Annotated in this window: 26 protein-coding genes; 10 read left to right on the top strand and 16 right to left on the bottom strand. The window is 47.7% G+C overall.

All coding sequences use genetic code 11. The annotated features are described in order from the left end of the window. Positions 1 to 4: 4 nt before the first annotated feature. The 4 genes from AC5I6P_RS13895 to AC5I6P_RS13880 all read right to left on the bottom strand — a co-directional run bounded on the left by AC5I6P_RS13895 (position 5) and on the right by AC5I6P_RS13880 (position 2921). Positions 5 to 634 (bottom strand): TetR/AcrR family transcriptional regulator, encoded by a 630-nt coding sequence (locus tag AC5I6P_RS13895; RefSeq protein WP_495694363.1) that lies wholly within the window; start codon positions 632 to 634, stop codon positions 5 to 7. An 87-nt stretch (positions 635 to 721) separates the two neighbouring features. Next, positions 722 to 988: a hypothetical protein gene (locus tag AC5I6P_RS13890; protein WP_495694362.1), complete on the bottom strand. Its 267-nt coding sequence runs from the start codon at positions 986 to 988 to the stop codon at positions 722 to 724. A 127-nt stretch (positions 989 to 1115) separates the two neighbouring features. Beyond that, complete coding sequence (asnS, locus tag AC5I6P_RS13885; RefSeq protein ID WP_495694361.1) at positions 1116 to 2504, bottom strand: asparagine--tRNA ligase; 1389 nt, start codon at positions 2502 to 2504, stop codon at positions 1116 to 1118. 9 nt (positions 2505 to 2513) lie between these two features. Continuing rightward, positions 2514 to 2921, bottom strand: a complete 408-nt coding sequence (locus AC5I6P_RS13880; protein WP_495694360.1) for a sll0565 family protein — start codon at positions 2919 to 2921, stop codon at positions 2514 to 2516. 58 nt (positions 2922 to 2979) lie between these two features. Here AC5I6P_RS13880 and AC5I6P_RS13875 point away from each other — a divergent pair, with 58 nt between their 5' ends. Next, on the top strand, positions 2980 to 3276 hold the full coding sequence (locus tag AC5I6P_RS13875) for a DUF6439 family protein (protein WP_495694359.1): 297 nt from the start codon (positions 2980 to 2982) through the stop codon (positions 3274 to 3276). Between the two features lie 399 nt (positions 3277 to 3675). Here the strand turns inward: AC5I6P_RS13875 and AC5I6P_RS13870 are convergent, their stop codons facing one another. The 4 genes from AC5I6P_RS13870 to AC5I6P_RS13855 form a co-directional block, all read right to left on the bottom strand. After that, the gene (locus AC5I6P_RS13870) at positions 3676 to 4125 is read right to left on the bottom strand and encodes an ATP-binding protein (RefSeq protein WP_495694358.1); all 450 of its coding nucleotides are present in this window, start codon (positions 4123 to 4125) and stop codon (positions 3676 to 3678) included. 319 nt (positions 4126 to 4444) lie between these two features. Continuing rightward, positions 4445 to 5104, bottom strand: coding sequence for a J domain-containing protein (locus AC5I6P_RS13865; protein ID WP_495694357.1), 660 nt, complete (start codon positions 5102 to 5104; stop codon positions 4445 to 4447). Positions 5105 to 5275: 171 nt separating this feature from the next. Then, entirely contained in the window at positions 5276 to 5875 is a 600-nt protein-coding gene (locus AC5I6P_RS13860) for an ATP-dependent Clp protease proteolytic subunit (RefSeq protein ID WP_495694356.1), read from the bottom strand. Between the two features lie 55 nt (positions 5876 to 5930). Then, complete coding sequence (locus tag AC5I6P_RS13855) at positions 5931 to 6620, bottom strand: ATP-dependent Clp protease proteolytic subunit (protein WP_495694355.1); 690 nt, start codon at positions 6618 to 6620, stop codon at positions 5931 to 5933. Between the two features lie 207 nt (positions 6621 to 6827). Here AC5I6P_RS13855 and AC5I6P_RS13850 point away from each other — a divergent pair, with 207 nt between their 5' ends. Continuing rightward, positions 6828 to 8078 carry a vWA domain-containing protein gene (locus AC5I6P_RS13850; RefSeq protein WP_495694354.1) on the top strand — a complete coding sequence of 417 codons (1251 nt, stop codon included), beginning with the start codon at positions 6828 to 6830 and terminating at the stop codon, positions 8076 to 8078. A gap of 156 nt (positions 8079 to 8234) precedes the next feature. Here the strand turns inward: AC5I6P_RS13850 and AC5I6P_RS13845 are convergent, their stop codons facing one another. Genes AC5I6P_RS13845 through AC5I6P_RS13835 form a run of 3 tightly spaced genes read right to left on the bottom strand, consistent with a single transcriptional unit; the run spans position 8235 to position 10144 of the window. Further along, entirely contained in the window at positions 8235 to 8819 is a 585-nt protein-coding gene (locus AC5I6P_RS13845; protein WP_495694353.1) for a YdeI/OmpD-associated family protein, read from the bottom strand. A 6-nt stretch (positions 8820 to 8825) separates the two neighbouring features. Beyond that, positions 8826 to 9008 (bottom strand): DUF8622 domain-containing protein, encoded by a 183-nt coding sequence (locus AC5I6P_RS13840; RefSeq protein WP_495694352.1) that lies wholly within the window; start codon positions 9006 to 9008, stop codon positions 8826 to 8828. Between the two features lie 26 nt (positions 9009 to 9034). Continuing rightward, positions 9035 to 10144 (bottom strand): PIN/TRAM domain-containing protein, encoded by a 1110-nt coding sequence (locus tag AC5I6P_RS13835; protein WP_495694351.1) that lies wholly within the window; start codon positions 10142 to 10144, stop codon positions 9035 to 9037. Positions 10145 to 10486: 342 nt separating this feature from the next. Between AC5I6P_RS13835 and hemW the strand changes: the two genes are divergently transcribed. Further along, positions 10487 to 11728, top strand: coding sequence for a radical SAM family heme chaperone HemW (gene hemW / locus AC5I6P_RS13830; protein ID WP_495694350.1), 1242 nt, complete (start codon positions 10487 to 10489; stop codon positions 11726 to 11728). 7 nt (positions 11729 to 11735) lie between these two features. Here hemW and AC5I6P_RS13825 read toward each other — a convergent pair whose 3' ends face one another. Beyond that, entirely contained in the window at positions 11736 to 12449 is a 714-nt protein-coding gene (locus tag AC5I6P_RS13825; RefSeq protein WP_495694349.1) for a phosphatase PAP2 family protein, read from the bottom strand. Between the two features lie 394 nt (positions 12450 to 12843). On the opposite strand from AC5I6P_RS13825, the gene AC5I6P_RS13820 reads away from it, so the two are divergent. Beyond that, positions 12844 to 13335, top strand: a complete 492-nt coding sequence (locus tag AC5I6P_RS13820) for a universal stress protein (RefSeq protein ID WP_495694348.1) — start codon at positions 12844 to 12846, stop codon at positions 13333 to 13335. A 572-nt stretch (positions 13336 to 13907) separates the two neighbouring features. Here AC5I6P_RS13820 and AC5I6P_RS13815 read toward each other — a convergent pair. Beyond that, positions 13908 to 14585: a sugar transferase gene (locus AC5I6P_RS13815; protein WP_495694347.1), complete on the bottom strand. Its 678-nt coding sequence runs from the start codon at positions 14583 to 14585 to the stop codon at positions 13908 to 13910. Between the two features lie 268 nt (positions 14586 to 14853). On the opposite strand from AC5I6P_RS13815, the gene AC5I6P_RS13810 reads away from it, so the two are divergent. Continuing rightward, positions 14854 to 15117, top strand: coding sequence for a hypothetical protein (locus AC5I6P_RS13810; protein ID WP_495694346.1), 264 nt, complete (start codon positions 14854 to 14856; stop codon positions 15115 to 15117). 200 nt (positions 15118 to 15317) lie between these two features. Next, on the top strand, positions 15318 to 16238 hold the full coding sequence (locus AC5I6P_RS13805; RefSeq protein WP_495694345.1) for a HetZ-related protein 2: 921 nt from the start codon (positions 15318 to 15320) through the stop codon (positions 16236 to 16238). 199 nt (positions 16239 to 16437) lie between these two features. Here AC5I6P_RS13805 and AC5I6P_RS13800 read toward each other — a convergent pair whose 3' ends face one another. After that, positions 16438 to 17913 carry a glycosyltransferase family 2 protein gene (locus AC5I6P_RS13800; protein WP_495694344.1) on the bottom strand — a complete coding sequence of 492 codons (1476 nt, stop codon included), beginning with the start codon at positions 17911 to 17913 and terminating at the stop codon, positions 16438 to 16440. A 423-nt stretch (positions 17914 to 18336) separates the two neighbouring features. Then, positions 18337 to 19011 (bottom strand): acetoacetate decarboxylase family protein, encoded by a 675-nt coding sequence (locus AC5I6P_RS13795; protein WP_495694343.1) that lies wholly within the window; start codon positions 19009 to 19011, stop codon positions 18337 to 18339. A 260-nt stretch (positions 19012 to 19271) separates the two neighbouring features. Between AC5I6P_RS13795 and AC5I6P_RS13790 the strand changes: the two genes are divergently transcribed. The 3 genes from AC5I6P_RS13790 (at position 19272) to AC5I6P_RS13780 (ending at position 21877) form a co-directional block, all read left to right on the top strand. Continuing rightward, complete coding sequence (locus tag AC5I6P_RS13790) at positions 19272 to 20012, top strand: LmeA family phospholipid-binding protein (RefSeq protein WP_495694342.1); 741 nt, start codon at positions 19272 to 19274, stop codon at positions 20010 to 20012. Positions 20013 to 20173: 161 nt separating this feature from the next. Then, complete coding sequence (locus tag AC5I6P_RS13785) at positions 20174 to 21025, top strand: tetratricopeptide repeat protein (RefSeq protein WP_495694341.1); 852 nt, start codon at positions 20174 to 20176, stop codon at positions 21023 to 21025. A 15-nt stretch (positions 21026 to 21040) separates the two neighbouring features. Beyond that, positions 21041 to 21877, top strand: coding sequence for a tetratricopeptide repeat protein (locus AC5I6P_RS13780; protein WP_495694340.1), 837 nt, complete (start codon positions 21041 to 21043; stop codon positions 21875 to 21877). Between the two features lie 44 nt (positions 21878 to 21921). On the opposite strand, the gene galE is transcribed toward AC5I6P_RS13780, so the two are convergent. Beyond that, positions 21922 to 22920: a UDP-glucose 4-epimerase GalE gene (galE, locus tag AC5I6P_RS13775; RefSeq protein WP_495694339.1), complete on the bottom strand. Its 999-nt coding sequence runs from the start codon at positions 22918 to 22920 to the stop codon at positions 21922 to 21924. Positions 22921 to 23517: 597 nt separating this feature from the next. Here galE and AC5I6P_RS13770 point away from each other — a divergent pair. Beyond that, the gene (locus tag AC5I6P_RS13770; RefSeq protein WP_495694338.1) at positions 23518 to 24702 is read left to right on the top strand and encodes a YdcF family protein; all 1185 of its coding nucleotides are present in this window, start codon (positions 23518 to 23520) and stop codon (positions 24700 to 24702) included. Positions 24703 to 24726 lie beyond the last annotated feature (24 nt).

Raw genomic sequence — 24726 nt, 5'->3', positions numbered from 1 at the left:
ATTACTACTCTATCGAGCCGTCACTCTTCTGTAAGACTCCGTTGAGAAAGATATCGGCAATGCCTTCTGCCATGTCTTTCATCTCATTCGGAGAACTATTCGGCGTCATGATTGTCTCTTGGCTAAAACCCGCGATCGTAAACATGCCTAAAAACACTCGCGCTACCATTTTCGGACTCATCCGCCGATAAATGCCTTGATCCATAGCGGTTTCAAAGAATGCTTCAGCTACGCCCATCATCTTCTCAACGACTTCCTCTTCAATGCGATCGCGCAAGTCAGGATGAAACTGTGCTTCCATAAAACACACCTTGAACAAATCTGCGTTCTGATGCAAATTCATCATCCGCCGACGCATCACTTGAGCAACCGCTTTGTAGCTGCCCATTTCGCTTAACTCTGTCAGCAAGTCAGTGAGAATTTCAATCCAGCCTTGAGTTGCAACTTCGATCAAAATCGCTTTTTTGTTCGTAAAATGCCGAAACAGCGTTCCTTCTGCCACACCCGCTTTTTCTGCTAAATCACGAGTGGTTGTTCCGTCATAGCCCTGACGCGCAAACAGCTTGAGCGCCGCTTTAAGGATGCGAGTTCGAGTCTGATCCTCGGTTTGAGCCGGTCGATTGATGATTGCCATACCAAATATTAGGGCGCGATCGCGACAGAATATGTTTACGCATATTTTGCAAGGGAATCGGTGCGATCGCCACAGGCATTATGGAGTTTACAGATTTGACCAGGTTGCCTGAGCCAATCGGCGGCACAAATTAGTTAAGAATTCTAATTCATCACATGCCCGTTCTAAAAGATAGGTTGGCAGCGTTGGAGCCAACACCATGTAGACTTCCACCGCTTCTTGGAGTAGGTGAGTCGCTTCCTCTAGCGTCACATCTTCTAAATGAGCGGCTCGTTGCTTTAGATTTCGGGATGGCATCCAGTCAAAGCTATCCGGTAATAAACGCTCAATGTTATCCGATGATGGAGCCATCATGAAATCCTCCCGAAATATTGCTCGTTGGCTAATCGGCTCGTCAGACCAGATGGGGCACGAGTCTAAGTAGGAAGGAAGAGGATGGGTTTGCAGATCCGCTGACCGGATCAGTCGGTCAGATAATTCGTTAAAATTCAACACTTAAAGGCGCTCTAGGGAACGGAATTACATCTCGAATATTCCCCATTCCGGTCATAAACTGAACTAAGCGCTCAAAGCCGAGTCCAAATCCGGCGTGAGGAACCGTGCCGTAGCGACGCAAATCGAGATACCACCAGTAGTCCGCAGGATCGAGTCCTTGTTGTTGGATGCGACGCTCTAAGATATCTAATCGTTCTTCGCGCTGAGAGCCGCCGATAATTTCACCAATCTTGGGAGCTAAAATATCCATCGCTCGAACGGTTTTTTCATCGTCACTCAGGCGCATGTAGAACGCCTTGATTTGCGTTGGGTAATCCGTGACGATCGTGGGCTTCTTGAACAAATCTTCTGCCAAATAGCGCTCGTGTTCAGACTGCAAATCTAAGCCCCATTCAACCGGATACTCGAAGGTCTTGTCGGCTTTTTGCAGCAGCGCGATCGCATCAGTATACGTCAGTCGCTCAAACTCGTTGTGAATAATGTTCTCTGCCGTTGCCAACACCGAGTTATCAATCCGGGCATTGAAAAACTCCATGTCTTCCGGGCAGGTGTCCATCACATGCTGAAAGATGTGCTTCAAGAACGCTTCTGCTAAATCCATGTCGCCTTCAAGATCGCAAAATGCCATTTCTGGCTCCACCATCCAAAACTCAGCTAAATGGCGGGATGTGTTCGAGTTCTCAGCGCGGAAGGTCGGACCAAAGGTGTAGACGTTACTAAACGCCATCGCCATAATTTCGGCTTCAAGCTGCCCGCTCACGGTTAAATACGTCGGCTTGCCGAAAAAATCTTTGCTGTAATCGACGCCTTTCTGCTCGGTCATCGGAACCTGCTTCAGATCCAAGCTCGTAACGGCAAACATTTCACCTGCGCCTTCACAGTCACTCGCCGTCAAAATCGGGGTGTGAACCCAGAGAAAGCCGCGTTCCTGGAAGAATTGATGAATTGCTGTTGCACAAGCATTGCGGACGCGAAAGACTGCGCCCAGCGTGTTGGTGCGCGATCGCAGATGCCCAATATCTCGCAAAAACTCAAACGAGTGTCGTTTCTTCTGAAGCGGATAGGTTTCAGGATCGGCTTCGCCGAACACACTGACCGAATCGGCTTTCACCTCAATGCGTTGCCCTTTGCCCAGCGACGGAACCAAGACACCTGACACCTCCACCGACGCGCCCGTACTGAGCCGCTTGATCGTCTCCTCGTATCGGGGCACATCTTGATTGATCACCACTTGTAGCCCTGCCATCGAGGAGCCGTCGTTCACCTCGATAAACGAGAAGCCTTTCTGTTCGCGTTTTGTGCGTACCCAGCCTTGAATCGTGACTGATTCGTCAGGTTGTCCGGTGCGGAGCAGTTCTACAATGCGTCGAGCCATAGCTACACGTTAAGGAATGAGGGATGGGGGGGTCGGGTTGAGAGGTTGAGGTTTGGGGCTTTTAATCGTCCAGAAGGCGAGACACCAGCCGATCGCCAGTCCAACGCCACCAAACCGAATCGCCTGCCAGAACACTTCTTTCAAGCCAGACCACGAGAACAGGCGACTTTCGAGATCGAGTTCTAGGGCGTCGAGGTCTTGTTCGATTTTACGTAATTCTACTTGAAGGTCAGAAGATTTGCTCTGTCGCAGGATGGCGTTGATCTCCTGCTGTCGCTCTTGTAAGCGCAATCGCTGTTGTTGATCCCGCAGAACTTGCGCATGACGCTGTTTGAGATCGTCTAGCGATCGCTCCACGGTTTCGAGAGATTGCTCAAAGGTGGGCGGATCAGATTGAGAAGGGTGAGAGGGCTGCATTTCCGCGTTAGATTGGTAAAAACAACGGTAGACCGATTTATTTTACCCAAGCACTCTTATGTCAGACGCTCTCAAGCTTCACCAATCCGCAATTTCAACCGATAAGCTCTCCGAGGTCAACACGTTAGAGCTCGCCCAAACTCTAGTCGAGCGGTTAAGTATTGGCGATCGCGACTGGCATCGTCTCAAGTCTGACCGCAAGGCGCGATCGCGAGAGCAAGCCGCTGCCGCGTTGGTACTACTGCTTAAAGATCAGCCAGAAGAAGCTCTTTCTCGGCTGCAACAAGCCTGCGGTTGGCTCGATCGCTCTATTTCTGCTCCTCCCTGCCCAACGCATGGCGCAAAGCAAAAGTAGGAACTTTAAAAAGTAAGAACTTTATTAGGGCGACGGGCTCTGACGCATTCCATCGATTTGTTGGCGCTGAAACTCAATAGGGCATGACTTCCCATACAGTTGCGTAGACGCTAGCGCCGGATTGATGCTTGCTGTTGGTGTCGCAACGGCTTGAGAGATTGGTTGGCACAACAAGGTTAAAAGACACGAACACCCAGCTAATAACAATAACTCTAGTCGCTTTGTTTCCATCAAACTTCGTTCCCCATCGGGATCAGGTAAATCCGCCTTGTCAAGATAGCAAAATTTTGAGGAGATGCGGCGTTTCTCGCTCAGAATTCAGATCTACTGAAGAGTAGACTAAAGCGAATGTTCCAGCGAATCGAGCGCAAAATGGGTTGACGACCAATCAGTTTAGTACTAAAGTACTAGAGGTAATCGCGAGAGATGCCGGACTTGCTTACACAGCTTGAGTTCTGTTCCTTCGTTATTCCACTGCACACGGTCAAACACTTGATGTAGAATAAACAGTCCCCGTCCGCATTCCCCTTCATCGCAAGGCAAATAATCTTCAATCGCTTCTTCACCGCTTTCCGGTGGCTCAAATCCGTCTCCTTGGTCGGAGATCACCCACCAATACTCATTCGCGATCGCCGAAAACTGTACCAAAACTTTCTTACCTGGATCTAAGTTATTGCCATGCTTCGCTGCATTTACCAACGCTTCTTGTAAACCTAGTCGAACCTCAGCTTGCAATCGACTCGGCACTTTCGTTAACAGCAAGTCAAGAATTGGAATGAGGTAAAGCGTAGACGGAAAACTAACCGTGTTCCAATTGCGCCCAGCCGGACGTGGGGAAATAGCAATCACTCAAAGAACCCCGCAGCTTTTAAGTGGATAAGCATACTCGTATTAAGCAGTCTTGTGAGGAACACATGGAGATATTTAACTCAACGGCACTCAATTGCATAGATTCAAACGTCGCAAATTCATAATTAGACTTGCCACTAGCGCCGCTACTAGCTAAACCACTCTACTAAATGCGCCTGTAATAAAAAGTTCGTCAGTAACCCCTGAGCTACTGGTTATCTGTTATCCACATTATACTGAAGCTCTTTCAGAAACGCACGCCCTTAGAGGTAGTTCCTTAGCTAGATGGCTGAGAAACTCCGCCATTGGGCGGAGATCGCTATCGGCGGTGATAAATCCCCTGCTCAAGCCGACGAAAGTCTCGCTCAACTTCTGCCCAGAGAGAACGATTGTGGGGATCAGTGCGGAGCGCCTTTTTGAGATACACCCGTGCTTTTTCAAACTGCTGCGCTTGAATCAAATCATGTCCCCAGCGTTGATAGGTAATTGCCTGCCATTGACGAACTTCCAAATCGTCCGGGAGGCGCTGCGCTAACCCTTCAACCAACGCGATCGCGCGGGGAAACCGCTTGGTCTTAAACAACTGCTGCAATTGCTCGTAGGAACTCTGTTTGAGATATTGATCCGTGAACGACAAATTAGGATTTTGCTGAACCGGATTCGGTTTGGGCGTGGGTGGCTTGCGCGTCACCGTCACTTCTGGTTCAGAGTGCGTTTTTGGTTTAGAGTGCGTTGCGTTAGGTACAGCTTCATCAGAGACAGTGACCTGCTCTGCTCGATTGGCTTCTACTTGATTGACAACGGTAAGCAGAAACCGATAGGCTTCTGTCACTCGAATGAACCGCTCTTTTGCCCGCTCATTATTGGGGTTAACATCTGGATGAAGTTGTCTCACAAGTCGGCGGTAGGCTGCTTTAATCTCTTCATAAGAGGCACCCGTCCTTAACCCTAAAAGTCGATAAGAATCCGCAATGTTCATTTAGACAAACAAAGTGGCAGAACTATCTGAATTCTGCCACTTTTAAGACAAATTGGTGAATTAGTCGTGAAATGGAGGGTAGATCAAGCAATTCGCTCCGCAAATTCTTGAAAGATTACTGCTTGAGCGGTCCTAAACGCGATAAAACCGCAGTTCTTAACCGGCAACGGACTAATCAGTGACCGTTTCAATCACTTTATCAATCAGCCCATATTCTTTGGCTTCTTGAGCAGACAAGAAGTAGTCACGATCGGTATCTTTTTCAATTTTCTCAATGGGCTGACCTGATCGGTCTGCCAAGATCCCGTTTAACTGGTGACGAATTCGCAAAATCTCGCGAGCTTCGATCTCGATATCGCTGGCTTGTCTGCGACCCGTGCCCCCCAAGGGTTGGTGAATCATAATGCGAGCATGAGGCAAGGCAAATCGCTTTCCTTTTTCGCCTGCTGCCAATAAAAATGCACCCATTGAGGCAGCTAAACCAACGCAAATTGTGACAACTGGCGACTTGATATGCTGCATTGTGTCGTAAATCGCCATACCGGCGGTCACAGAACCACCTGGCGAGTTGATGTAGATTGAAATCGGCTTGGTGTTGTCATCCGAATCGAGATAGAGCATCGCTGCAATGATTGAGTTTGCCAGCGAGTCCGTGACTTCTTGACCCAAGAAAACAATTCGCTCTTGGTTCAAACGAGTGTAAATATCGATCCAGCGTTCATAAGTGCTACCAGGAAGACGGTAAGGAACGCTGGGAACGCCAATAGGCATGGGAGTAGCTCCTGTAGGATGTGAAGTGTGAGGAAATGAAGAATGCTGGTGCCGATCAGCTTGCGCCTGCGGTAAGGACTTGTGGAAGATCTTTGGTGCTTTCTACAACGCGATCGATGATGCCGTAGTCTTTGGCATCGTAGGGCGTCATATACAACATGCGATCAGTGTCTTTCATTAGCTTCTCAATCGGCTGCCCGGTGTTTTTCGCCAGAATATCGAGGAGCGATCGCTTGTTATCCAGTACCTCTTTTGCCCGAATCTGAATATCGGACGCTTGTCCTTGCGCTCCCGATCTCGGTTGGTTCAAAACAATCGTGGCGTGAGGCAGACTTGCCCGGAACCCTTTTGTTCCTGACGACAAGATCAAGGCTGCTGTGCCCATTGCTTGACCAATACAGATGGTATGCACCGGAGGCTTGATGTACTGAATCGTGTCACAAATAGCAAACGCCTCGGTTTCAAAGCCGATCGCGTCGCCATCGTACCAAGACGTACCCGTCGAGTTGATGTAAAAGCGGATAGGCTTTTCGGGATCATCAAACTGGAGATAGAGCAACTGAGCAATAATTAGTTCAGTGACATCAATTCCGACTCTGCGTTTTACATCGTCAGAGGAAAACAAAGGTAGCCCTAAATAAACAATCCGCTCTTTTAGTAAGAGCGAGGGCATGTCCGGCGGCGGGGTGCGGACGTAAGACTCTCCATAAAAAGAAGATTGAACAGCCGTAATCGGTGATTCCATAGCGAGTGATGCCTGAAACAATGGCGCTGTCATTATGGTAGCGCGTGAGAGAAGGAATAAAGACATGGGCAGAGGTGCGGGAAACCGAGACGGGGTTTGCCCGAGTTTGCGAAACCAGGAAGATTTGCTGTGTAGATGCTATTAACTCGCGATTCAAGGTCTACGATCGCAGTCAATTCACACCCCTCTTGATCCGGGAGTCTCGCTATGCAAGTCAGCTTGAAGTATGCCCTGAGCGATGCTCAAGTCGATGCGGCTCAATCCAACAGTCAGCGGCAGGTTGCGTTCTCTATTTCTGCACTTCCTGAACCATCCGAGCGGAGCGTACCGCTGAATCTTTGTCTAGTTTTAGACCAAAGCGGTTCGATGGACGGCAAGGCATTAGCAACGGTGAAGCAAGCAGCAGGAAGATTGATCGAGGGACTCTCACCCGGAGATCGCATCTCGATTGTGACGTTCAATCACAAAGCGAAAGTGCTGCTGCCCAATCAAATCGTTGACGATCCGGCGGCGATCCGTTCTTCTCTTCAATCGCTAGAAGCATCGGGAGGAACCGCGATCGATGAAGGACTGCGGCTAGGAATTGAAGAAATTGCTAAGGGCAAAAAAGATGCCATCTCACAGATCTTCCTCCTCACTGATGGCGAGAATGAGCATGGTGACAACGATCGCTGTCTTAAACTCGCTCAAGTTGCAACAGGCTATAATCTGACGCTCAATTCCCTGGGATTTGGCAGTTCTTGGAATCAAGATGTTCTAGAAAAGATTGCCGATGCAGGCGGTGGAACCCTGTCTTATATTCAAGCTCCCGAACAAGCTGTGACCGAATTTGGACGGGTGTTTAGTCGAGTTCAGGCCGTGGGATTGACGAACGCCTTTTTAACCGTGACGCTGGCGTCGGGAGTGCGTCTAGCCGAAATGAAGCCGATCGCGCAAGTCGCCCCTGACACGATTGAGCTTCTGATTCAGCAAGAGGAGAACCAAGCGATCGCGCGTCTCGGTGATCTGATGGTCGATGCACCGCGAGTCATTTTGGCAAATCTTTATGTGAACCAATTGCCCGAAGGAAAGACGACGATCGCCCATGCCCAAATTCGCTACGATGATCCCACATCCGGGCAGACAGGCTTGATTTCAGAGAGCTTTCCAGTTGAAGTAGCCGCTTCAGCACTCTATCAACCCGCGATCAATGCAGAAGTGCAACAACACATTCTAGCGTTGGCAAAATATCGGCAGACACAGATTGCAGAGACGAAACTACAGCAGGGCGATCGCGCTGGAGCCGCTACAATGCTGCAAACTGCGGCAAAAACTGCACTGCAAATGGGCGATCAAGGAGGAGCAACCGTTTTACAAGTTAATGCAACTCGGTTACAGTCAGGCGAAGATCTTTCTGAAGCAGATAAAAAGAAAACTCGTCTCGTCTCGAAAACGATTTTGCAGGTAGAAGAATCTTGATGGGCTAAAAATTTGTTAGCTGTTACCTTCGCACGTTTTCTTGGAATGGCAAAAGGACTTGCCAGAGGTTTCAGACTTGGAAAAGCAGATGCTCTACAAAGTGAAAGATTTTCTGATTGGTTCTGGTATCGGAGCTAGAAACTATTCTTACGATCTCTAGCGTGCCAATGGATTTTGGTTCTGCGCGACTGAACTGATAGTTTGTTCAATTCGCTTCAACCGTGTTTCAGAGCGTTTGGCACTAGCAATCCAGATGAGAATATTTTTCTTAATTGAGTTACTAAACGCTTCAAAATTCCGCTTTGCTGCTTCGTTTGCCTCTAAAGCTTGCTTCAAATCTACTGGAACGATCAACGCTTCAATTTGATCTAGAGTAGTCCATGAACCATCTTGTTTAGCAGCATTAATTTTCTGAAGACCTACCTCTGTCATTAGCCCTTGGCTAATCAGTTCTTCAACGTATTGCTTATTTAACTTTGACCACACACTTTTTGGTTTGCGAGGTGTGAAAATCTGCATGTAACAGTCTTCATTTAAGGATTTGACTTTACTATCGATCCAGCCAAAGCATAGAGCTTCTTTCACGGCTTCACTGTAACGAACGCTCGGTTTACCGCTTTTAACTTTGTAATAGACCAACCATATACCAGACGAGATGGCGTGATTCTTTTCTAACCATTCTCGCCATGCTGTGCGATCGCTAGCGTAAATCGTTTCGAGTTGATCCTCAAATTTTGGCATCAGGCTTCACTGTTTCTGAGCTTTCCAAGTGCCACCGTATACATAGAACGGGTTGTTCCGACTCACGTGATCCCAGCATTGACGACAGACAAAACTCCACTCGCCTGACTCATCGTGCCGAACACGATATAGAAGTGGAGCGGATTTAGTGCAGAGAGAGCAGTGTTTTTCGCGCGATCGACGAGGCATAAGAGAGCAGGTCGAGCAGGTAAGACCTAGACAACCCCTTCGGAGCTTGCACTTCTAGCGCTCACCGCAGAGGCTTTCGGCTTCGCAAAAATCATCCGGCCCGCCGACGTTTGCAGCGAACTCGTCACCGTCACCTGAAGCTCGTCGCCCACAAACTGACGCCCTTCTTCGACCACAACCATTGTGCCGTCTTCGAGATACCCAATGCCCTGAGCGGGTTCTTTGCCTTCTCGTAGAATCTTCAAGTCAATATTGTCGCCCGGAAGGAATGTCGGTCGCATGGCTTGAGTTAGATCGTTCACGTTCAAAACAGGTACTTTTTGAACGGTGGCGACTTTATTGAGGTTGTAATCGGTTGTCAGCAGTGTGCCGTTAATGTCTTGCACGAGTCGAACTAGCTTTGCATCTACAGTTTGCACATCGTCGTAATCCGCCGGATGAATCACCACGCGCTCAGGATACGCTTCTCGAATGGCGTTTAAAATGTCTAATCCCCGGCGTCCTCGGACTCGCTTCTGATCGCTCGACGCATCCGCAACCTGCTGTAGTTCTTGCAGCACAAACTGAGGTACAAGCAGTTGCCCTTCTAGGAACCCGGTGTCCAGCAATTGAGCGATGCGACCATCGATAATGCAACTTGTGTCGAGAACTTTGGTGGTTGCAGATTTAAGCGTGCCTTCAGCTAAAAGAAGCGTTTCAACGCTGTTGGGACTGATCAAGCGGAGTAGCGATCGCCCGTGGATATCTGCTAACGACACACCAGAGACGGCAAACAAAATACTGCCCAACACGGCAGCGAGGGGCTTAATAAAGGAAAATTCTGGGGGGACGGGCAGTAGAAAAATCGGAGCTAACAGCAAATTTGCCACCAGCAACCCCACAACCAAGCCAACCGAACGACTCAGCAACACATCCGCTGGAAGTTCTCGAATATGACGTTCTAAGCGTCGAAATCCTGATTGCGCTGAAATGCCAAAGGCAAACCCAATTAGCGATCCAAAACCAGATAACACGACTCGCAAGGCAACCGGATCAGTGGCTTGCTGAAGAAGATTTCCAGGCAGCGCTTCGATGCCGTGAAAGCCAATTCCCGCGCCTGCTAGGATGAATGAAATAATGATGACTGCATCAATCATAAGAATGAATGTTGAGAGATGGGTGTGCTAGATCTTGCGATTAGCACAGTCAAACAACGCGCTAAGCCCCTCAAGAATAATCAGGATAATGACAGAAAAAAGAAGAATTGCGTGAGTCTTAGTCATTAGTTTGACCTGGCATCATTATATCTACGAATCAATCGAATTGCGCCGCCGATGCCTTGCCAGATGGACGGTTTACCGTAGAACTTCTCGCTGTTTATGATACAAATCGAAGCAATTTTAAGCTAGAAACACGGGGATCGGTTCTGTAGAACCAATATCGAAGATTGTTCATTGAAAATAAGTAATAAATATTATTCAAATACGGTTTAAGAAGTAATGGAGTTTACTTGTCCGAGTTCAGCCTATGTTCATATTCCGTTTTGCCGCCGACGGTGTTTTTACTGCGACTTTCCAATTTCGGTGGTCGGGGATCAGCGCAACGGAAGTAACTCAGCCGCGATCGCGCACTATGTTGAGGCGCTCTGCTCAGAGATTCGTCTCACTGAGTCGTTGGGTGAGCGGCTTAAAACGGTTTTCTTTGGTGGCGGAACCCCTTCTCTACTCTCAGTTGCTCAACTGAACCAAATTTTAGACGCCTTAGATCAGCAATTTGGAATTGGCACGGCAGAAATCTCGATGGAAGTTGATCCCGGAACGTTTAATTTATCTCAAATCAAAGGGTATCGAAACGCAGGCGTGAATCGAGTCAGCCTAGGCGTTCAAGCATTTCAGCCAGAGTTGCTTAAAGCCTGCGGTAGAAGTCATACGGTAGAAGATGTGTATGCTTCAATCGATTTAATTCGACAAGCAGACCTGGAGAACATCAGCTTAGACCTAATTTCGGGCTTGCCCAATCAGACTTTGGAGCAATGGCAAGATTCATTAACCAAAGCGATCGCGCTATCGCCTCAGCATCTTTCTACTTATGACCTGACGATCGAACCAACGACGCCCTTTGGGAAACAGTACAGCCCAGGCGAAAAGCCGTTGCCATCGGATGAACTCACAGCAGACCTGTATCGCACTGCCAATCAAGTTTTGACGGCAGCAGGATATGAGCACTACGAAATCTCAAACTATGCTCAACCGAACTATCAATGCCGCCATAACCGAGTGTATTGGGAAAACCACTCATTCTATGGGTTTGGCATGGGCGCAACTAGTTACATTAATGGCGATCGCACCGCTCGCCCCCGTAAAACTAGGGAGTACTATTCCTGGTTAGAGCAACAGGGCAAGCAGACCTCTCCGTTAGGCAGCATTGCTGAAGTTACCCCTTCTGATGTGCTTTTAGACACATTAATGGTGGGTTTGAGGTTGGCAGAAGGATTGAATCTTCAAAACCTAGCTCAACAGTTTGGAGAGGCTTGCATAGCCGAGGTTTGGAAGTGCTTAAAACCTTATCAACAGGTGGGATGGGTTGAGCTAGTAGGAGCCGACAATACACTGCTTCCTGTAGGTTCGACCCTACCTGAAGTAGGGCAGTTGAGACTCGCAAATCCGGAAGGGTTCTTGTTCTCTAATGTGGTTCTAGTCAAGCTATTTGAGCGCTTCGATCAGAGCGGAAATAATGCTTAAAGGTCTGCTAATTGCCTTGAGGCAAACCACGTTTGCGAATTTCCATGCTCAAAAGACACGCCACAAGCCACACAAAACCAGCTGCATAACCCGCCACAATATCTGTTAGCCAGTGCACGCCGAAATATAATCGACTAAATCCAATTAATAGAATCAAAACACTAGTTGCGATAACAATTTGATTGCGCCATTTTGGAAATCGGCTGGCCAACAAGTACCCAAACAGACCCCAAATCACCATCGAAAGCATGGCGTGTCCACTCGGAAAACTGTAGTAGCGGACATCTACCGTTCTGGTCCACAGTTGAGGACGATCGCGCTCGAACAAACTTTTCAGCAGCATGTTTAGCCCCAGAGCGCCTACGGCTGCGATCGCAATCGTAATGGCTTCTGATCGCTGCCGCCGTATTAACAGCCAAAGGCTCACAAATAAGCACAAGGACACTAACACCGCCGGATCGCCAACCGTTGTGATCCCAAGCATGATCGGGTTGAGCCACGGTTCCTGCAAGCGTTGAACGGCAAACAAAACATTGACATCAAAGGCGTAGGTTTCTTTTTCAAGCACCTCTTCCGCAATTTCTGCAAATACCCATAACGCGATCGCGGCTAATACTAACCCAGCCAAGCGAACAGTTGTTAATAGTGGAACAAAAGGCAGCCCAAACTGTCGCCACCATCGAATTAACAACCGACTTAGGCGGCGAGTAACCTCTAACATTACTTAATCAAAATAACCTTTAACACATTAAGTTTCGGATTCATTCGCAGTAGATTTCATCTAGCGAAAGTTAGAAACTTGTCTCTATAAACACTAGTAAGGAAGAACAGTAAAGAACAAAGAAGACATTCCAATTTATATAGCAATTCTTCTATACTTCAGGTATGGAGATTAAGAGTGTCTGTTGCATTGATAGAGCTATCCTTAACGAATCAAGTGTAATAGCACTAAGGATCTTCATACGCCTTATCTGCTGTACCTGATCGTGTTACAGACCTGTACCTTGTACTAAATTTGTTACGTTCTAGCTGTATTAATTCAGCTTTAAAGGAAGAGATTACGCTTCATAAACTTTCCTTCATAAGCTTCCTAGCTACATTGGGAGAAACAGACTATGTTTCAAAAGATTTTAGTCGCATTAGATAGCAGCGAGTCCAGTCGGCATATCTTTGAAAAAGCCCTTGACCTAGCAAAAACAAATCAAGCTGAGTTGATGCTTTTACATGTGCTTAGCCCAACGGATGAAGCCTATCCAATGCCAATTTATCCTAGTTTCGATGGGATTTATCCTATTCAGCATGATGAGCTGATGCGATCAGCTATGCAGCAATTTGCTGTGGTAGAGCAGGCTGGCTATGACAAGCTGCGATCGCACTCCCTAAAAGCCGAGGCGGAAAACGTTCTGACTCACATTACTCAAACTACTGGTGATCCGGGTGAGCTGATTTGCAGTACTGCAAAACAATGGAGCGCTGACTTGATTGTAATCGGTCGTCGAGGGCGCTCGGCGCTGACAGAGCTTTTGCTTGGCAGTGTCAGTAACTATGTAATGCACCACGCGTCTTGCTCGGTGCTAGTGGTTCAGGCGGCTTTAGTATCGGCTTAGCCTTCTGAGAATTGCGTCCAAGCGTATAACAGTCGTGCTCTAATGTGACTTCTCGCTGTTCTGTATCATCTTCCCCAATCAGCACAGGACAAGAACTAAAATTAAGCAAACCCAAACTTAAAGTGACGAATTCTTCAGACGATTCAGATTCATCTCCGAGGAGAGAAAAATCTCTAGAATGCGCCCCTCCGTCCAAGCTTGGCGATTTGAGAGAAGACTGGTAGAAATAGCCTTCAATTTCCTCAGCCCCGATCGCTGAAGCTACTAGCGGAGCGATTTGTCCTGAAAGGCAGATTCTGGGAGATTGCTGAGGCTTTATGACTGGAGGGAGCAATTTATATAACACTACTCCGTAAACTCAATGAGCTTAGATGGAGATCAGGATGGTGCTAGTAAAAGAGTAGTGGAGGAAATTCGTGGGTCTGTGAACAACTGGACTGCAGAATAACCTGAGCCACTAGCTGATCTACTAAAACTTGGTCACTGAAGCTGAAATGGAGTATCAATACAAATTGCTGCTTTCTAAAGTGGCTCGCTCCGATGAAGTTACAGAAGGGAACCTGTATAAGGATCTAGAATGCTCCGTCCTTGGCAAAAATCACGTAGATGGTTTTAAAGATTAAGTAAAGATCGTACATGGGTGTCCAAATGGACTGATAGCGCAGATCTAGGAGAACAATGTCTTCAAAATCTTTGATCGTTGAACGCCCATTCGCTTGCCACTCGCCAGTCAGCCCTGGTTTGACATTAAGACGTTGCCAATGATAGTCACTGTACTGAGAGACTTCATCAGAAGTAGGTGGACGTGTGCCAACCAGGCTCATCTCACCCAGCATCACATTCCAAAACTGCGGCAATTCATCTAAACTGGTGCGTCTAAGGAACCGACCAACTTTTGTAATGCGAGGATCCTGCTTATTCTTGAAGATTAATCCCTCTGCCTCGTTCTCTATCTGAGATTTCAGCAAATCCGCCCCCTCAACCATAGAGCGAAACTTATAGATGCGGAACGGTTTACCGAGCAAACCGTGACGCTCTTGACTATAAAGGATCGGACCTGGACTGTCGAGCCTGATGGCGATCGCAATTGGTACGAAGAGGAGCGCTGTAATCAATAGCCCAATTAAGCTTCCAAACAAATCGATAGTTCGCTTAATGACTGAATGAGCAGAAGCGTGAGGAACTTGATGTTTGACAGACGCAGTCAAGCGAGTTTCGAGTATGGATGACTCTAGAGCAAATTGTGTCATGATTCAGAACCCGCCTAAGAACCGTATAAACACTTGTTTCGTATCCGTAGCTATACGCAAAACTATAAGATTTTCTGTAAATACTAAGTAGTGTTTCTGCTAACACTTCCTCAAAACTTTTTACTCTAATAGCGGAATAAAGCTTATGTGAAGTTTTAATAAAGTTGATTTTCTGCCCTCTTCACAACGGACGATTTTTTGAAGACATAAAGCATAAATAGGTAGACAGCTAAAAGCAAAGTCCTATACAAAACAAGGGGTGTGAGGAGTGGAATCGCAATCGGAGCGCCTTGGTGTCATTGTTGAACAGGTTGCAGAAACTGTCCTTGCAGCGACTGATACTGTTGAGCAACTTTCAGAACGACTCGATGAACTTACAAAGCAGGTGCAGCAACAGGGATATCAAGTTTTTGCCTTGACTGACGCTGTTCAAACGTTGGCCGACAATCAAGAAGCGGTAATCACACATGTGGTTCGCTTAGCAGAAACCCTTGAGCGCATCGCGGCGTCACTCGAGAAAGATGCGTTGTAACAGAGGTTTACTCACCTCAAATTAAGCGATCAACACATTAAGCGATCAACGTAGAGAAACGGTTTATACTGAGGAACTCTAGCCAACAACTGCCTTGGTTGCGTGAAGTACCCGTACGGGTAAGTGATTTCAGTTGAGGGTGTGAGGCAAACTCTATATCAGGGCAATGAGTATATCAGGGCAGTGAGGACGGCAACTCCATGACAGTACTAGAGGATATTGCAAGCACCTGGCGATCGCAGCTAGAAGCCGATTTGCCTTCCGTGAGTCAAGCCACTCAAGAAAGCATTCTAAAGTGGTTGCTGGGAGAAGCACCAGAGCGATTCAACGAGTTCACACCAGAGCAGCGCCACATCGCGAAGCAAGCCATTGACTACCGCTATAGAATTTTGATTCAGCGCTACTTAAAAGCCTCTCCCGAACGCTCGTACCGAAATTTGATCCAGCGCTTAAGCAGTTTGTTCGTGGTTCGGAGCAAGATTAGTACCTGGATTTCGTTATCACGCGATCGCCATTCCACCGTGGTAGATGTGCTTCAGGAAGTCATTCAAGATTTGATGCAGAATGATAAGTACATGCAGGAACAGGTTGCTTGGATCGCCCAATGTACTCGTGATCCTCGACTCCGAAATGCTTTAGTTTTTACTGCTACAGAGGAATATAGTCTGCGTCCAATCCGCAACCAACCGCTTTTGCTGTATCGGTTTGTCAACTACCAGAAGCGATCGCAGCGGGGGGGCATGACTCAAGTTCCGGCAGCTGATTTTATTCGATTGGTGTCTGAAGAGATTGCGCCTGATGATGCCGAAGGTTCGGTAAGTTTGCTTGATGGTCAGGCGATCGCAAACTATCAGGAAGCGCAAGCTCAAGATGAGCAGAAAGAACTACGGAGCGCCATCTCCAAACATTTCGAGGCGTATTTAGAGGAGAAGGTTGATCCTCAAGCAGCAGAATGGCTGCGCCTGTATTTGCAGGGAAAAACCCAAGAAGCGATCGCGCAACGTTTGGGACTGCAAATCAAGCAGGTGTATCGGCTGCGGGAGAAGGTCAACTATCACGCCGTCCGGGTGTTTGCCCAGAAAGCGCAGCCCGAATTGGTAACAGAATGGTTAGGACGCTAAGTTTAGCAAGACGTAAATTGATTTGAGACCGCTTAGCAACTGACAGTAGATCTCTAAGACAGTAGATTTTTAGGAAGCATCCGGTAGCAGTGTATTTGCAGTGTATTTAGAGATGCGTTCAGAAGAAGCATTCGCGCGCAACGAGTGCACTGATAGTTCTAACTTCATCCGATACATCCGCTACCAGGTCTAATCCCAGTCAGGAGTCTCCTCTATGAACTGTCTTCACCCACTTCAACCGTTTAGGACGAATTGACATACGGACTGTAGCACTGGCAACGATCGCTAGCCAGTGCATCATATAGATCGTTCCCCGCAGTGCTTGCAGTAGCGCTACAAACCGCGAAAAATCGAGCCCTCCGAGAAAAGCACGCCTTTTAGCAGCATCTTGATCCAACAGTTGAACCCGCCGCAATCCGCCTACCGCGCTAAACAAGAACAGCAAGATACCCAACGCTGAGATTGGGCTAGTCAACATCAATCGATGCTTTGTGATCGCCATTAGAAAATCCGGTAACGCTGCCGTTGGCGCAGCATACTGAATCAGCCAAAACATAAACAAATCAATCGATTTGCGAGTTCCCATTCGGTTTTTGAGAATGAGCCGCCAATAATCTAAATAGCGCTGATACCCGCCTTCTGCCCATCGATTCCGTTGATGCCAAAGCGCTAATGCCGTTGTCACCCCTTCTTCATAGACAGGTGGCATGGTCACAACTTCGATATCCCACCGATTGAGGTGCAACCGGAAGGTTAGATCTAAATCGTCCGTGATCGTCTCTTCATTCCACCCACCGCAGGCTTGCAGTGCTTTGCGCCGGACAAACTGGCCATTGCCTCGAAGTTCGCTTAAGCCGCCGATCGCAGAGCGTTGCTGATGAATAAAGGCATCGAGCGCCATTTCTGCCATTTGCCCACGAACCCAAAAGTTGTTCGTGTCCTTGGAGTGAAACTTTGGCTCCGCTTGAATAATGGCTTTTCGGACTTGCACCGCGCCCACGTGCTCGCGTCTGAAAACAGGCAAAACCCGTCGCAGAAAGTCTGGTTCAACTTGAGCATCTGCATCAAAGACAACAATGATTTCGCCTTGAGTTAGCGGCAGAACTTGATTGAGCGCGCCAGACTTGCCGCCAACCGCATTGGCAGGACGATGGAAGACTCTCAGCTGGGCATACTCTTGGGCTAAGCGATCTAACAAAGCTGCCGTTTTGTCAGTGCTGTTGTCGTTGATTACCCATAGCTCGTAGCGATCGCACGGGTAGTCTAAACTGCACATCATTTCAACGAGCTTACCAACAACCGCTTCTTCATTCTTGGCAGAAACCATTAACGACACCATTGGGCAGTCATCATCCCCAACCAAGGGCGCTGGAAGATCCGACGGACGGGCAAATAGCAGTCGAACGGCATGAATTCCCATTACGGTTGTCAAGCCCAACACAATCCAGTAGCCCCATGTAATGAGATGCAGCGCGATCGTACTGCCCCAAATCATGACTAAAACGGCTGCCGCTTTGCGCCTGCGCCCTCGAAACCCTCGGAATACCTGCGGATCTAGCTCATCTAGGTCATCATCAGGCAAATCGCTGACGAGTGCCGCACAAGCTTCGCTCCACGTCGTACGCGACTCCAGTTCGTCGAGGGAATCGCTTTCTTGCCAAGAATTCTCCCACATAGGTCAGTTGGTTTAACAGCCAGTATTTGTCTACACCCTGAAAGCAATTAGGAATTGAGATCACACCAAACAGTGCAAGCCCTACAACCCGATAGCTTACCTTGCAATCGCTGAAATTCGTCTACTAATGGCTGAGATAGCCGCATAGTCACCCTTACGGACGCTGCTGCAAGCTAGAACACAAAGCACAGTCAGTAGAATCTTGCCGTCAGACTAATAAGGTAATGACACCTAAGTAAGGTAATGACAGCCCCTATCGTCCCACGCCGTAGATCTGCATTGTTGCTGCCCTTTCAGCAAACGTCTAGGCAGACTTATTGTAACCAACGTTACTATACTTCCTTACGTTCATGTGATCGCCATTATAACCAGGCGCTAGATTCTTCTGATGGGGTCAGATCCTAAAATGCTGGCTGGGTAAGACTAACGGGTTGCCAGAATCCTCGTACCAGGCCCAGCGACACTAGGCGCTTTTATAGTTGCCTCTAATTCTTCCGCTTTGACCGTTAACAAAGGCGGCGAATCGATGAGATGAGCAAACGGACTAGAACTTGGTACATCCAAGCGAGAATTTACGATCGCAAGATTGCCAGCCGCAGACGCTTCAAATAAAAATAGGTCAGACTCTAGCTGGCTATAGGTGAGAACCTGGCCACTCTGACGCCACAAGTTTAACCGCCCATTATCAGCGAAACGGCAGAGAACGCGATCTGCTCCTCCCGGCTCCGACGGCTCGCCTTTGACAAGAACGCGCTGCTCATTTCCCTGCCAGTCAAACTCCGCCATCTCTTTCGGCAGCTTCCAAATTTCACGTCCGCCTTGAATGGAGTCGGCTTGATCAACATAAATGTGAGAAATCCAGGCTCCGAGCTTATCGCCCCGACGTACGATCGCGGCAATTACAATCAGTTCGCTGTAGAGCAATGTTGAGCCAGTTTTGTATTGAGAAAGATAAACTCCGCCAATCGTCTTCCCAGGCAGAACTGAAACGATTTCTATCCCGATCGGAACATAGGGAGATGCCTTGGCAATATCAATAAGATGCACCGTTTGATAGGCGAAACCTTTGAGTGTCCAGGGGGCTTGAGGATAGCTCATACGAATTCTTTGCGTTAGTTAAAGTGCAGCGACGCTTCGGAAGTATGCAAGACAAACCCCCAACAGCAATGAATGTGTTAAACAATCTATTTCATTACAATCAAGACCTCTTCTTCAAATTGGTAGAGATTAAGTTGTCCAGTCGCTCGAAATCTCAATCTCTCAAAGTGTAGAGGCAGTTTCCATCTAAATTAAGTCACATTGTTAACAGCCATACTTTATAAACCTATATTTTCAAATCTTTAAAATTCATTGGTGTCATGTCGGACAAACCACAACTCGAAGAGCAAGCCATTGCTGAAGTGATTAAGCAAGTAATCCTCCAGCAATTAGACAGCGTGAAGCGGATTGGTGTAGCTGTAAGAACAAACCTGATCCAAGCATTTCAAGGACAAGCCGATTCAGTATCTATAAAAGGCAAAGATTTAACTACAGAAGGCATCCATATTCAAGAATTAGAGGTCGAGTCAGATCAAGTTTCGATTGACCCACTCAACCTATTCTTAGGGCAGATTCGATTAAGTGAACCTGTTAATACTCGAACTCATTTAGTTTTATCTGAAACAGATCTAATTCAAGCTATTAACTCAAAATACGTTACAGAGAAAATCCCTCATTTTCAGTTAGAGGTAAATAAGAAGTTCGTCACTGTTGAACTGTGTCCGCCCTTTTCGATCCGGCTGCTAAGTGATAACAAAATGCGCTTTTCGGGAGGAGCAAAACTCCATGAATCTCAGCAAGTTCGTTCTGTTAGTTTCTCGGCTGTGATGTGCGTTCGTACAGATACCCAACCTGTTTTATTAGAAACATTTTGTTGCACTCCTAATCAAGGCTTAACCCTTCCCTTTACGATCGCAATGATGCAGAAAATGGAAGAAGTTATATCTCAGCCTTATTTCACGCTAGAAGGTACGATTCTGAGGCTCTGCACGCTCAGAATTAAAGACAAGACAATGAGCCTAGACATTGAAGCCCAAACTCAAGAAATTCCTTCTCTGTAATGGCTGTCCTCTAACATTAAATAAAGTTGAATGGGATTAAAACGTAGGCTTCAACCTTTACGAGCTTTAGCGTTTTTCTTTATGTAATCTTATAAAGTTTCCTATCAACGTCTGTTGCCTGGTGCATCATACTGGGAACCTTAACAAGGACACTCTAGGCGATGACAAATCAGGCGATGAGCCAAGTTCAAGACGTGGAAACAACCTTTTTCTTTCAAAAAGGACTGTATCTCAATAAGACGAAAGCTTACACAACTGCAATTCTCAGTTATGAAGCTGCCCTTAATCTAAAGCCCGATTACCCGGATGCTTGGTACAACCGAGGCAATTCGCTTTACCATTTAGGTCGTTTTCAAGACGCGATCGCAAGCTATGACCAAGCTTTGGAATACCAGCCCGGCTTTCCTGAAGCATGGAACAACCGAGGCAACGCATTAGACGAACTCAACCGTTACGAAGAAGCAGTTGCCAGCTACGACCAAGCGATTCGATTTCGTGCCAGCTACCACTGGGCATGGTACAACCGAGGCATTTCGTTGCGAAATTTAGAGCGCTACGAAGAAGCGATAAATAGCTACGACCGAGCAATCGAGTTTAAGCCCGATTACTATTGGGCATGGTACAGTCGGGGGCTTGCCCTCCGAAAACTCGGTCAGCTTGAGAAAGTTGTCGCTAGTTACGACAAAGCCCTAGAATTCAAACCCGACTTTGAAGAATCTTGGACGAATCGCGGCAACGCGCTCTACCACTTAGGGCGCATTGAGGAGGCGTTAGAAAGTTACGACCGCTCCCTAGCTTTAAGACCTGAGGCGGCGACCGTATGGTACAACAAAGCCTGCTGCTACGCCGTGCAGGGTGATCTAGACCTTGCCTTCGAGCATTTGCAGAAAGCGATTGAACTTAGCCCCGAAGAATATCAAGAAATCGCGCAGAATAATGGTGACTTTGAACCTCTGCGGCGAGATCAGCGGTTTCTCTCGCTCCTGTCCTTCCGAGCGCCACGAGAGACCTAAGCGCTGCCTACGACTATGGTTCCTTGGGATGATATTCAAGCTCGCTACAAAGGTGCAGGGCGATCGCTATCGCTGCTCAGTAGCTATGGCAGACACTATGCTAAGTGCGAGCAGGCTCTAGACGCCAACCCCAATCATCCAGATGCGCTTCTGTGTCACGGCTATGGGCTAGAAAAACTAGGACGGTATGAGGAGGCGATCGTCACGTTTGAGCGGGTGATCGCCCTCTGTCCCCGAAGCAGTTTAGCTTGGCAGGGGCGCGGCATTTCGCTCGGGATGCTGTGTCAATATGAAGACGCGCTCACAAGTTTCAACCAATCGCTCAAGCTCGATCCGGACGATTATCGAGGCTGGCAAAATCAAGGTAAGACGCTGTTAAGGTTAGGACGCTACCCCGCCGCGATCGTCAGCTTTGATCAGGTACTCTCACTTAAACCCGACAGTTACAAAGCTTGGTATAACCGTGCGATCGCGCTGTCTTGCCTTCACAACTATGTTGCTGCTCTGACAAATATCGATCGGGCGCTCACAATTAAACCAAATTCTGACTATATTTGGACATATCGAGGCGTGATGTTAACGAGGCTAAACCGCTGCTCCGAAGCCTCTACCAGCTTTGAAAACTCGCTCAAGATCAATTCGCGAAGTCCTAGCACATGGTATGGAAGAGCCTGCTGTTTTGTGCGGCAAGACAAGCTGGAAGAAGCATTAGAGAGTGTCAAGCGGGCAATTCAAATCTCTCCCTCGGTCTACCGCCGTGTCGCAAGCACTGACGCAGCCTTGCAACCTTTGCGGAGCGACCAACGCTTTCGCGAGCTAGTTCATAGAGAAATTCAGCCCAAAGCCATTTGATCTTGAGATCTCAAGATCAAATGGCGCTATATTATGTCGTTGCATTATTGATGTCGTTTCTGATGCCACTGCCAAGCGTGCGTCAGAATCTGAGTTAAATCGGCGTACTGAGGAGACCATCCCAAAACAGTTTGAGCTTTTTCCGCACTGCCAACTAGAGCCGGAGGATCACCAGGACGACGATCGCGCTCTACAGCAGGAATAGGCTTCCCGGTGACTTGACGCGCCGTATCAATCACTTCGCGGACTGAAAAGCCGTTGCCATTTCCTAGATTAAATGTTTGAGAATCGCCTCCATTAAGCAGGTACTTCAGACCAAGGACGTGCGCTTGGGCTAAGTCTGTTACATGGATGTAGTCTCGAATACAAGTGCCATCAGGTGTTGGATAGTCTGTACCAAAAATTGAGATTGCATCTTGCTGACCCAGTGCCGTTAACAACACCAACGGAATCAGGTGAGTTTCTGGATTGTGGTCTTCTCCCAGTCTGCCTTCTGGGTCAGCACCTGCGGCATTGAAATACCGAAAGCTAACGGACTTGAAACTATAAGCGGGATCAAAATCTGCCAAGATCCGCTCCACCATCAGTTTTGTTGCGCCGTAGGGATTGATCGGGTTTTGGGGATGGTCTTCTGGAATCGGAACTTGATTGGGAACGCCGTAGGTCGCGCAGGTTGAGGAGAACACAAAGGTTTTGATGGACGCTGCCACCATTGCTTCTAGGAGGGTGAGCGTTCCAATCACATTGTTACGGTAGTACTTATCAGGAGCAGTGACAGACTCACCAACATAAGCGTAGGCGGCAAAGTGCATAACGGCTGCGAACGATCGCGAGGCAAATAAGCTGTCGAGCAGAGCGCGATCGCTGGTATCCCCTTCAACTAGCTCAACCTTCAAAACATTCTCTACAATGTCGCGGTGTCCATACACCAAATTGTCAAGCACAACAACTTCAAAGCCAGCTTGCTGCAATGCTAATACGGCATGAGAGCCAATGTATCCGGCTCCTCCAGTGACTAAAACGGTCAATTTTTCTGATTGCACGTCGCTATTCCCCCAACACTACTTCTATTTCCCTTTCATTCTTGGCTACGACAGTCAGGAATCAATCTCACTTAATTAATTCTTACTTAATAATGTCTATCAACCTCTTATTTCTTCTTTCCCCCTTGCAATAGATCGCGACCCAATAGAAAGAAGATGACTGAAAACGCAATCCCTGCCAAAATAACTTCCATCCATTTATCTCCTGATGTACGGTTTCTTCTAAAGTTGAGCTTTGGGCAAATCGCGGTTCAGAACATGATGTTCCGGCTGAGTATCACAGTTTTGTATTCTGCCTGAATTCTCAGTCATTTTAAATGCAACGGAAGGAAGGATTTACCTAAAATTTTGCGTTCTGAAATCTAGTTTCAGAAAAAATAGACGTTTATTGCAAAAAAAGAGCGTATGTATCAACAATCTTCGGTACAATCCTAGTCTTGAAAGCCCTTTACGTTGCTAATTTGCGCCTCTATCCGATAAGTCAAACTAGGGTCTGTTCTAGTTGTCTTAATCAAAGTAGATTGCTGGCTGTAGGTTATAGATGGTTAAATTTGCACGGGGTGTGAGGATGTTTACCGCAACGCAAGGAATTACAGCATGGTTTTATTAGTAACCGATGTATTCGTGCTGCTAACCCAGGTTCTATTGTGGGTGGTAGTTGGAATCTTTGCCTGGTATGTCTTGCTGCGGTTGCTTCCCAGAGTATTTCTCGGCGGACTGGTGCTTTTTCTATTACTTGGAGTTGCCGTATACACGTTTTTTCAAGGGTCGCCGGCTCAAGGAGTCGCTGGAGATATTTGGCGCGTGATTTCGGTTCCGTTTACGCCCCTGGGATTGCTGCTGATTTTACTGCTCATTGCCCTTTCAGATTTGATTCGCGGCAAAGCTTTGTCGTCTACCGGAGTCATTTTGCTTCGGGTCGCCGTTCCGGTTCTGCTGATCCTGAGTTTGCCTGCGGTGTCGTATTTTTTGGCGCAACGTGCAGAAGCAGAAGCGATTCAAGATATTCAGTTGGTTCCAGAGGCGGCACTTGGCGGAGCGGAGCGTGTGATTGTGGTGTTAGCGCAAGATACGACTCGATTGCAGCTTAGACCCGGACTACCAGCCCCAGGCACAACGCGTGCGAGAAATACAAATCCTGGGCTGATTCCGCCACCTACACCCATCTCAGCAAGTGCGTATAATTTGCTCATTGACCAGCCAATTCAGCTAACCGAGCGCGGAAATCGGTTGATCTATGCCGCAGAATTGGCGCGGGAGCAAGGCGGCCGTGTGGTCGTTAGTGCTGGATCTCGACCGGGGCGTAATGTCAGAGCTGGCGAAAGCCGAGAAAGTGTTTCTGAAGCGAGAGATGCAGCAACGTTTTTGCGAGGGCGGGGAGTTGCCAACATCTTAGAAGATCCGAACAGCCCAACGGTTCACGACAGCGCGGTGAATGTGCGGAATCTGCTTCAGCGCAATAACGTTAACTACAACGGACAGATTACAGTGGTTACGTCTGCATTGCAGATGCCGCGTGCGGCGCTAACGTTTAGACAAGAATTTGCTAATCAACGGGAGGGAGCGTTCTCTGTGCTGCCTCGACCGACAGACTTCTACACGGTTCCTAGTGGAGAGGCACTCCGAAATCGAGTTCAGGGAGGAGATTTACGAAACATCCAACTATCGGATATTTTGCCGAGTGTGGACGCCCTTGAATTGAGTTCTAAAGTCATTAACGAGTACCTTACTTCAATCTATTACTTTTTGAGGGGATGGATTCGACCAGTGAGGGCACTTTAAGGTCTCTCGAATAAGAAAGGTCTC

It is taken from the genome of Myxacorys sp. (genome assembly GCF_059501405.1).
This window is presented reverse-complemented; position numbering and strand designations above follow the sequence as displayed.

Excerpts from the sequence above, each read along its gene's own strand:
- AC5I6P_RS13805 (WP_495694345.1), top strand. The coding sequence starts at position 15,318 with ATGACAGTACTAGAGGATATTGCAAGCACCTGGCGATCGCAGCTAGAA.
- AC5I6P_RS13860 (WP_495694356.1), bottom strand. The coding sequence starts at position 5,875 with ATGCCTATTGGCGTTCCCAGCGTTCCTTACCGTCTTCCTGGTAGCACT.
- asnS (WP_495694361.1), bottom strand. The coding sequence starts at position 2,504 with ATGGCTCGACGCATTGTAGAACTGCTCCGCACCGGACAACCTGACGAA.
- AC5I6P_RS13785 (WP_495694341.1), top strand. The coding sequence starts at position 20,174 with ATGACAAATCAGGCGATGAGCCAAGTTCAAGACGTGGAAACAACCTTT.
- AC5I6P_RS13880 (WP_495694360.1), bottom strand. The coding sequence starts at position 2,921 with ATGCAGCCCTCTCACCCTTCTCAATCTGATCCGCCCACCTTTGAGCAA.
- AC5I6P_RS13770 (WP_495694338.1), top strand. The coding sequence starts at position 23,518 with ATGGTTTTATTAGTAACCGATGTATTCGTGCTGCTAACCCAGGTTCTA.
- AC5I6P_RS13820 (WP_495694348.1), top strand. The coding sequence starts at position 12,844 with ATGTTTCAAAAGATTTTAGTCGCATTAGATAGCAGCGAGTCCAGTCGG.
- AC5I6P_RS13875 (WP_495694359.1), top strand. The coding sequence starts at position 2,980 with ATGTCAGACGCTCTCAAGCTTCACCAATCCGCAATTTCAACCGATAAG.
- AC5I6P_RS13795 (WP_495694343.1), bottom strand. The coding sequence starts at position 19,011 with ATGAGCTATCCTCAAGCCCCCTGGACACTCAAAGGTTTCGCCTATCAA.
- AC5I6P_RS13890 (WP_495694362.1), bottom strand. The coding sequence starts at position 988 with ATGATGGCTCCATCATCGGATAACATTGAGCGTTTATTACCGGATAGC.
- AC5I6P_RS13845 (WP_495694353.1), bottom strand. The coding sequence starts at position 8,819 with ATGCCAAAATTTGAGGATCAACTCGAAACGATTTACGCTAGCGATCGC.
- AC5I6P_RS13840 (WP_495694352.1), bottom strand. The coding sequence starts at position 9,008 with ATGCCTCGTCGATCGCGCGAAAAACACTGCTCTCTCTGCACTAAATCC.
- AC5I6P_RS13855 (WP_495694355.1), bottom strand. The coding sequence starts at position 6,620 with ATGGAATCACCGATTACGGCTGTTCAATCTTCTTTTTATGGAGAGTCT.
- hemW (WP_495694350.1), top strand. The coding sequence starts at position 10,487 with ATGGAGTTTACTTGTCCGAGTTCAGCCTATGTTCATATTCCGTTTTGC.
- AC5I6P_RS13850 (WP_495694354.1), top strand. The coding sequence starts at position 6,828 with ATGCAAGTCAGCTTGAAGTATGCCCTGAGCGATGCTCAAGTCGATGCG.
- AC5I6P_RS13895 (WP_495694363.1), bottom strand. The coding sequence starts at position 634 with ATGGCAATCATCAATCGACCGGCTCAAACCGAGGATCAGACTCGAACT.
- AC5I6P_RS13865 (WP_495694357.1), bottom strand. The coding sequence starts at position 5,104 with ATGAACATTGCGGATTCTTATCGACTTTTAGGGTTAAGGACGGGTGCC.
- AC5I6P_RS13790 (WP_495694342.1), top strand. The coding sequence starts at position 19,272 with ATGTCGGACAAACCACAACTCGAAGAGCAAGCCATTGCTGAAGTGATT.
- AC5I6P_RS13780 (WP_495694340.1), top strand. The coding sequence starts at position 21,041 with ATGGTTCCTTGGGATGATATTCAAGCTCGCTACAAAGGTGCAGGGCGA.
- AC5I6P_RS13800 (WP_495694344.1), bottom strand. The coding sequence starts at position 17,913 with ATGTGGGAGAATTCTTGGCAAGAAAGCGATTCCCTCGACGAACTGGAG.
- AC5I6P_RS13835 (WP_495694351.1), bottom strand. The coding sequence starts at position 10,144 with ATGATTGATGCAGTCATCATTATTTCATTCATCCTAGCAGGCGCGGGA.
- AC5I6P_RS13825 (WP_495694349.1), bottom strand. The coding sequence starts at position 12,449 with ATGTTAGAGGTTACTCGCCGCCTAAGTCGGTTGTTAATTCGATGGTGG.
- AC5I6P_RS13815 (WP_495694347.1), bottom strand. The coding sequence starts at position 14,585 with ATGACACAATTTGCTCTAGAGTCATCCATACTCGAAACTCGCTTGACT.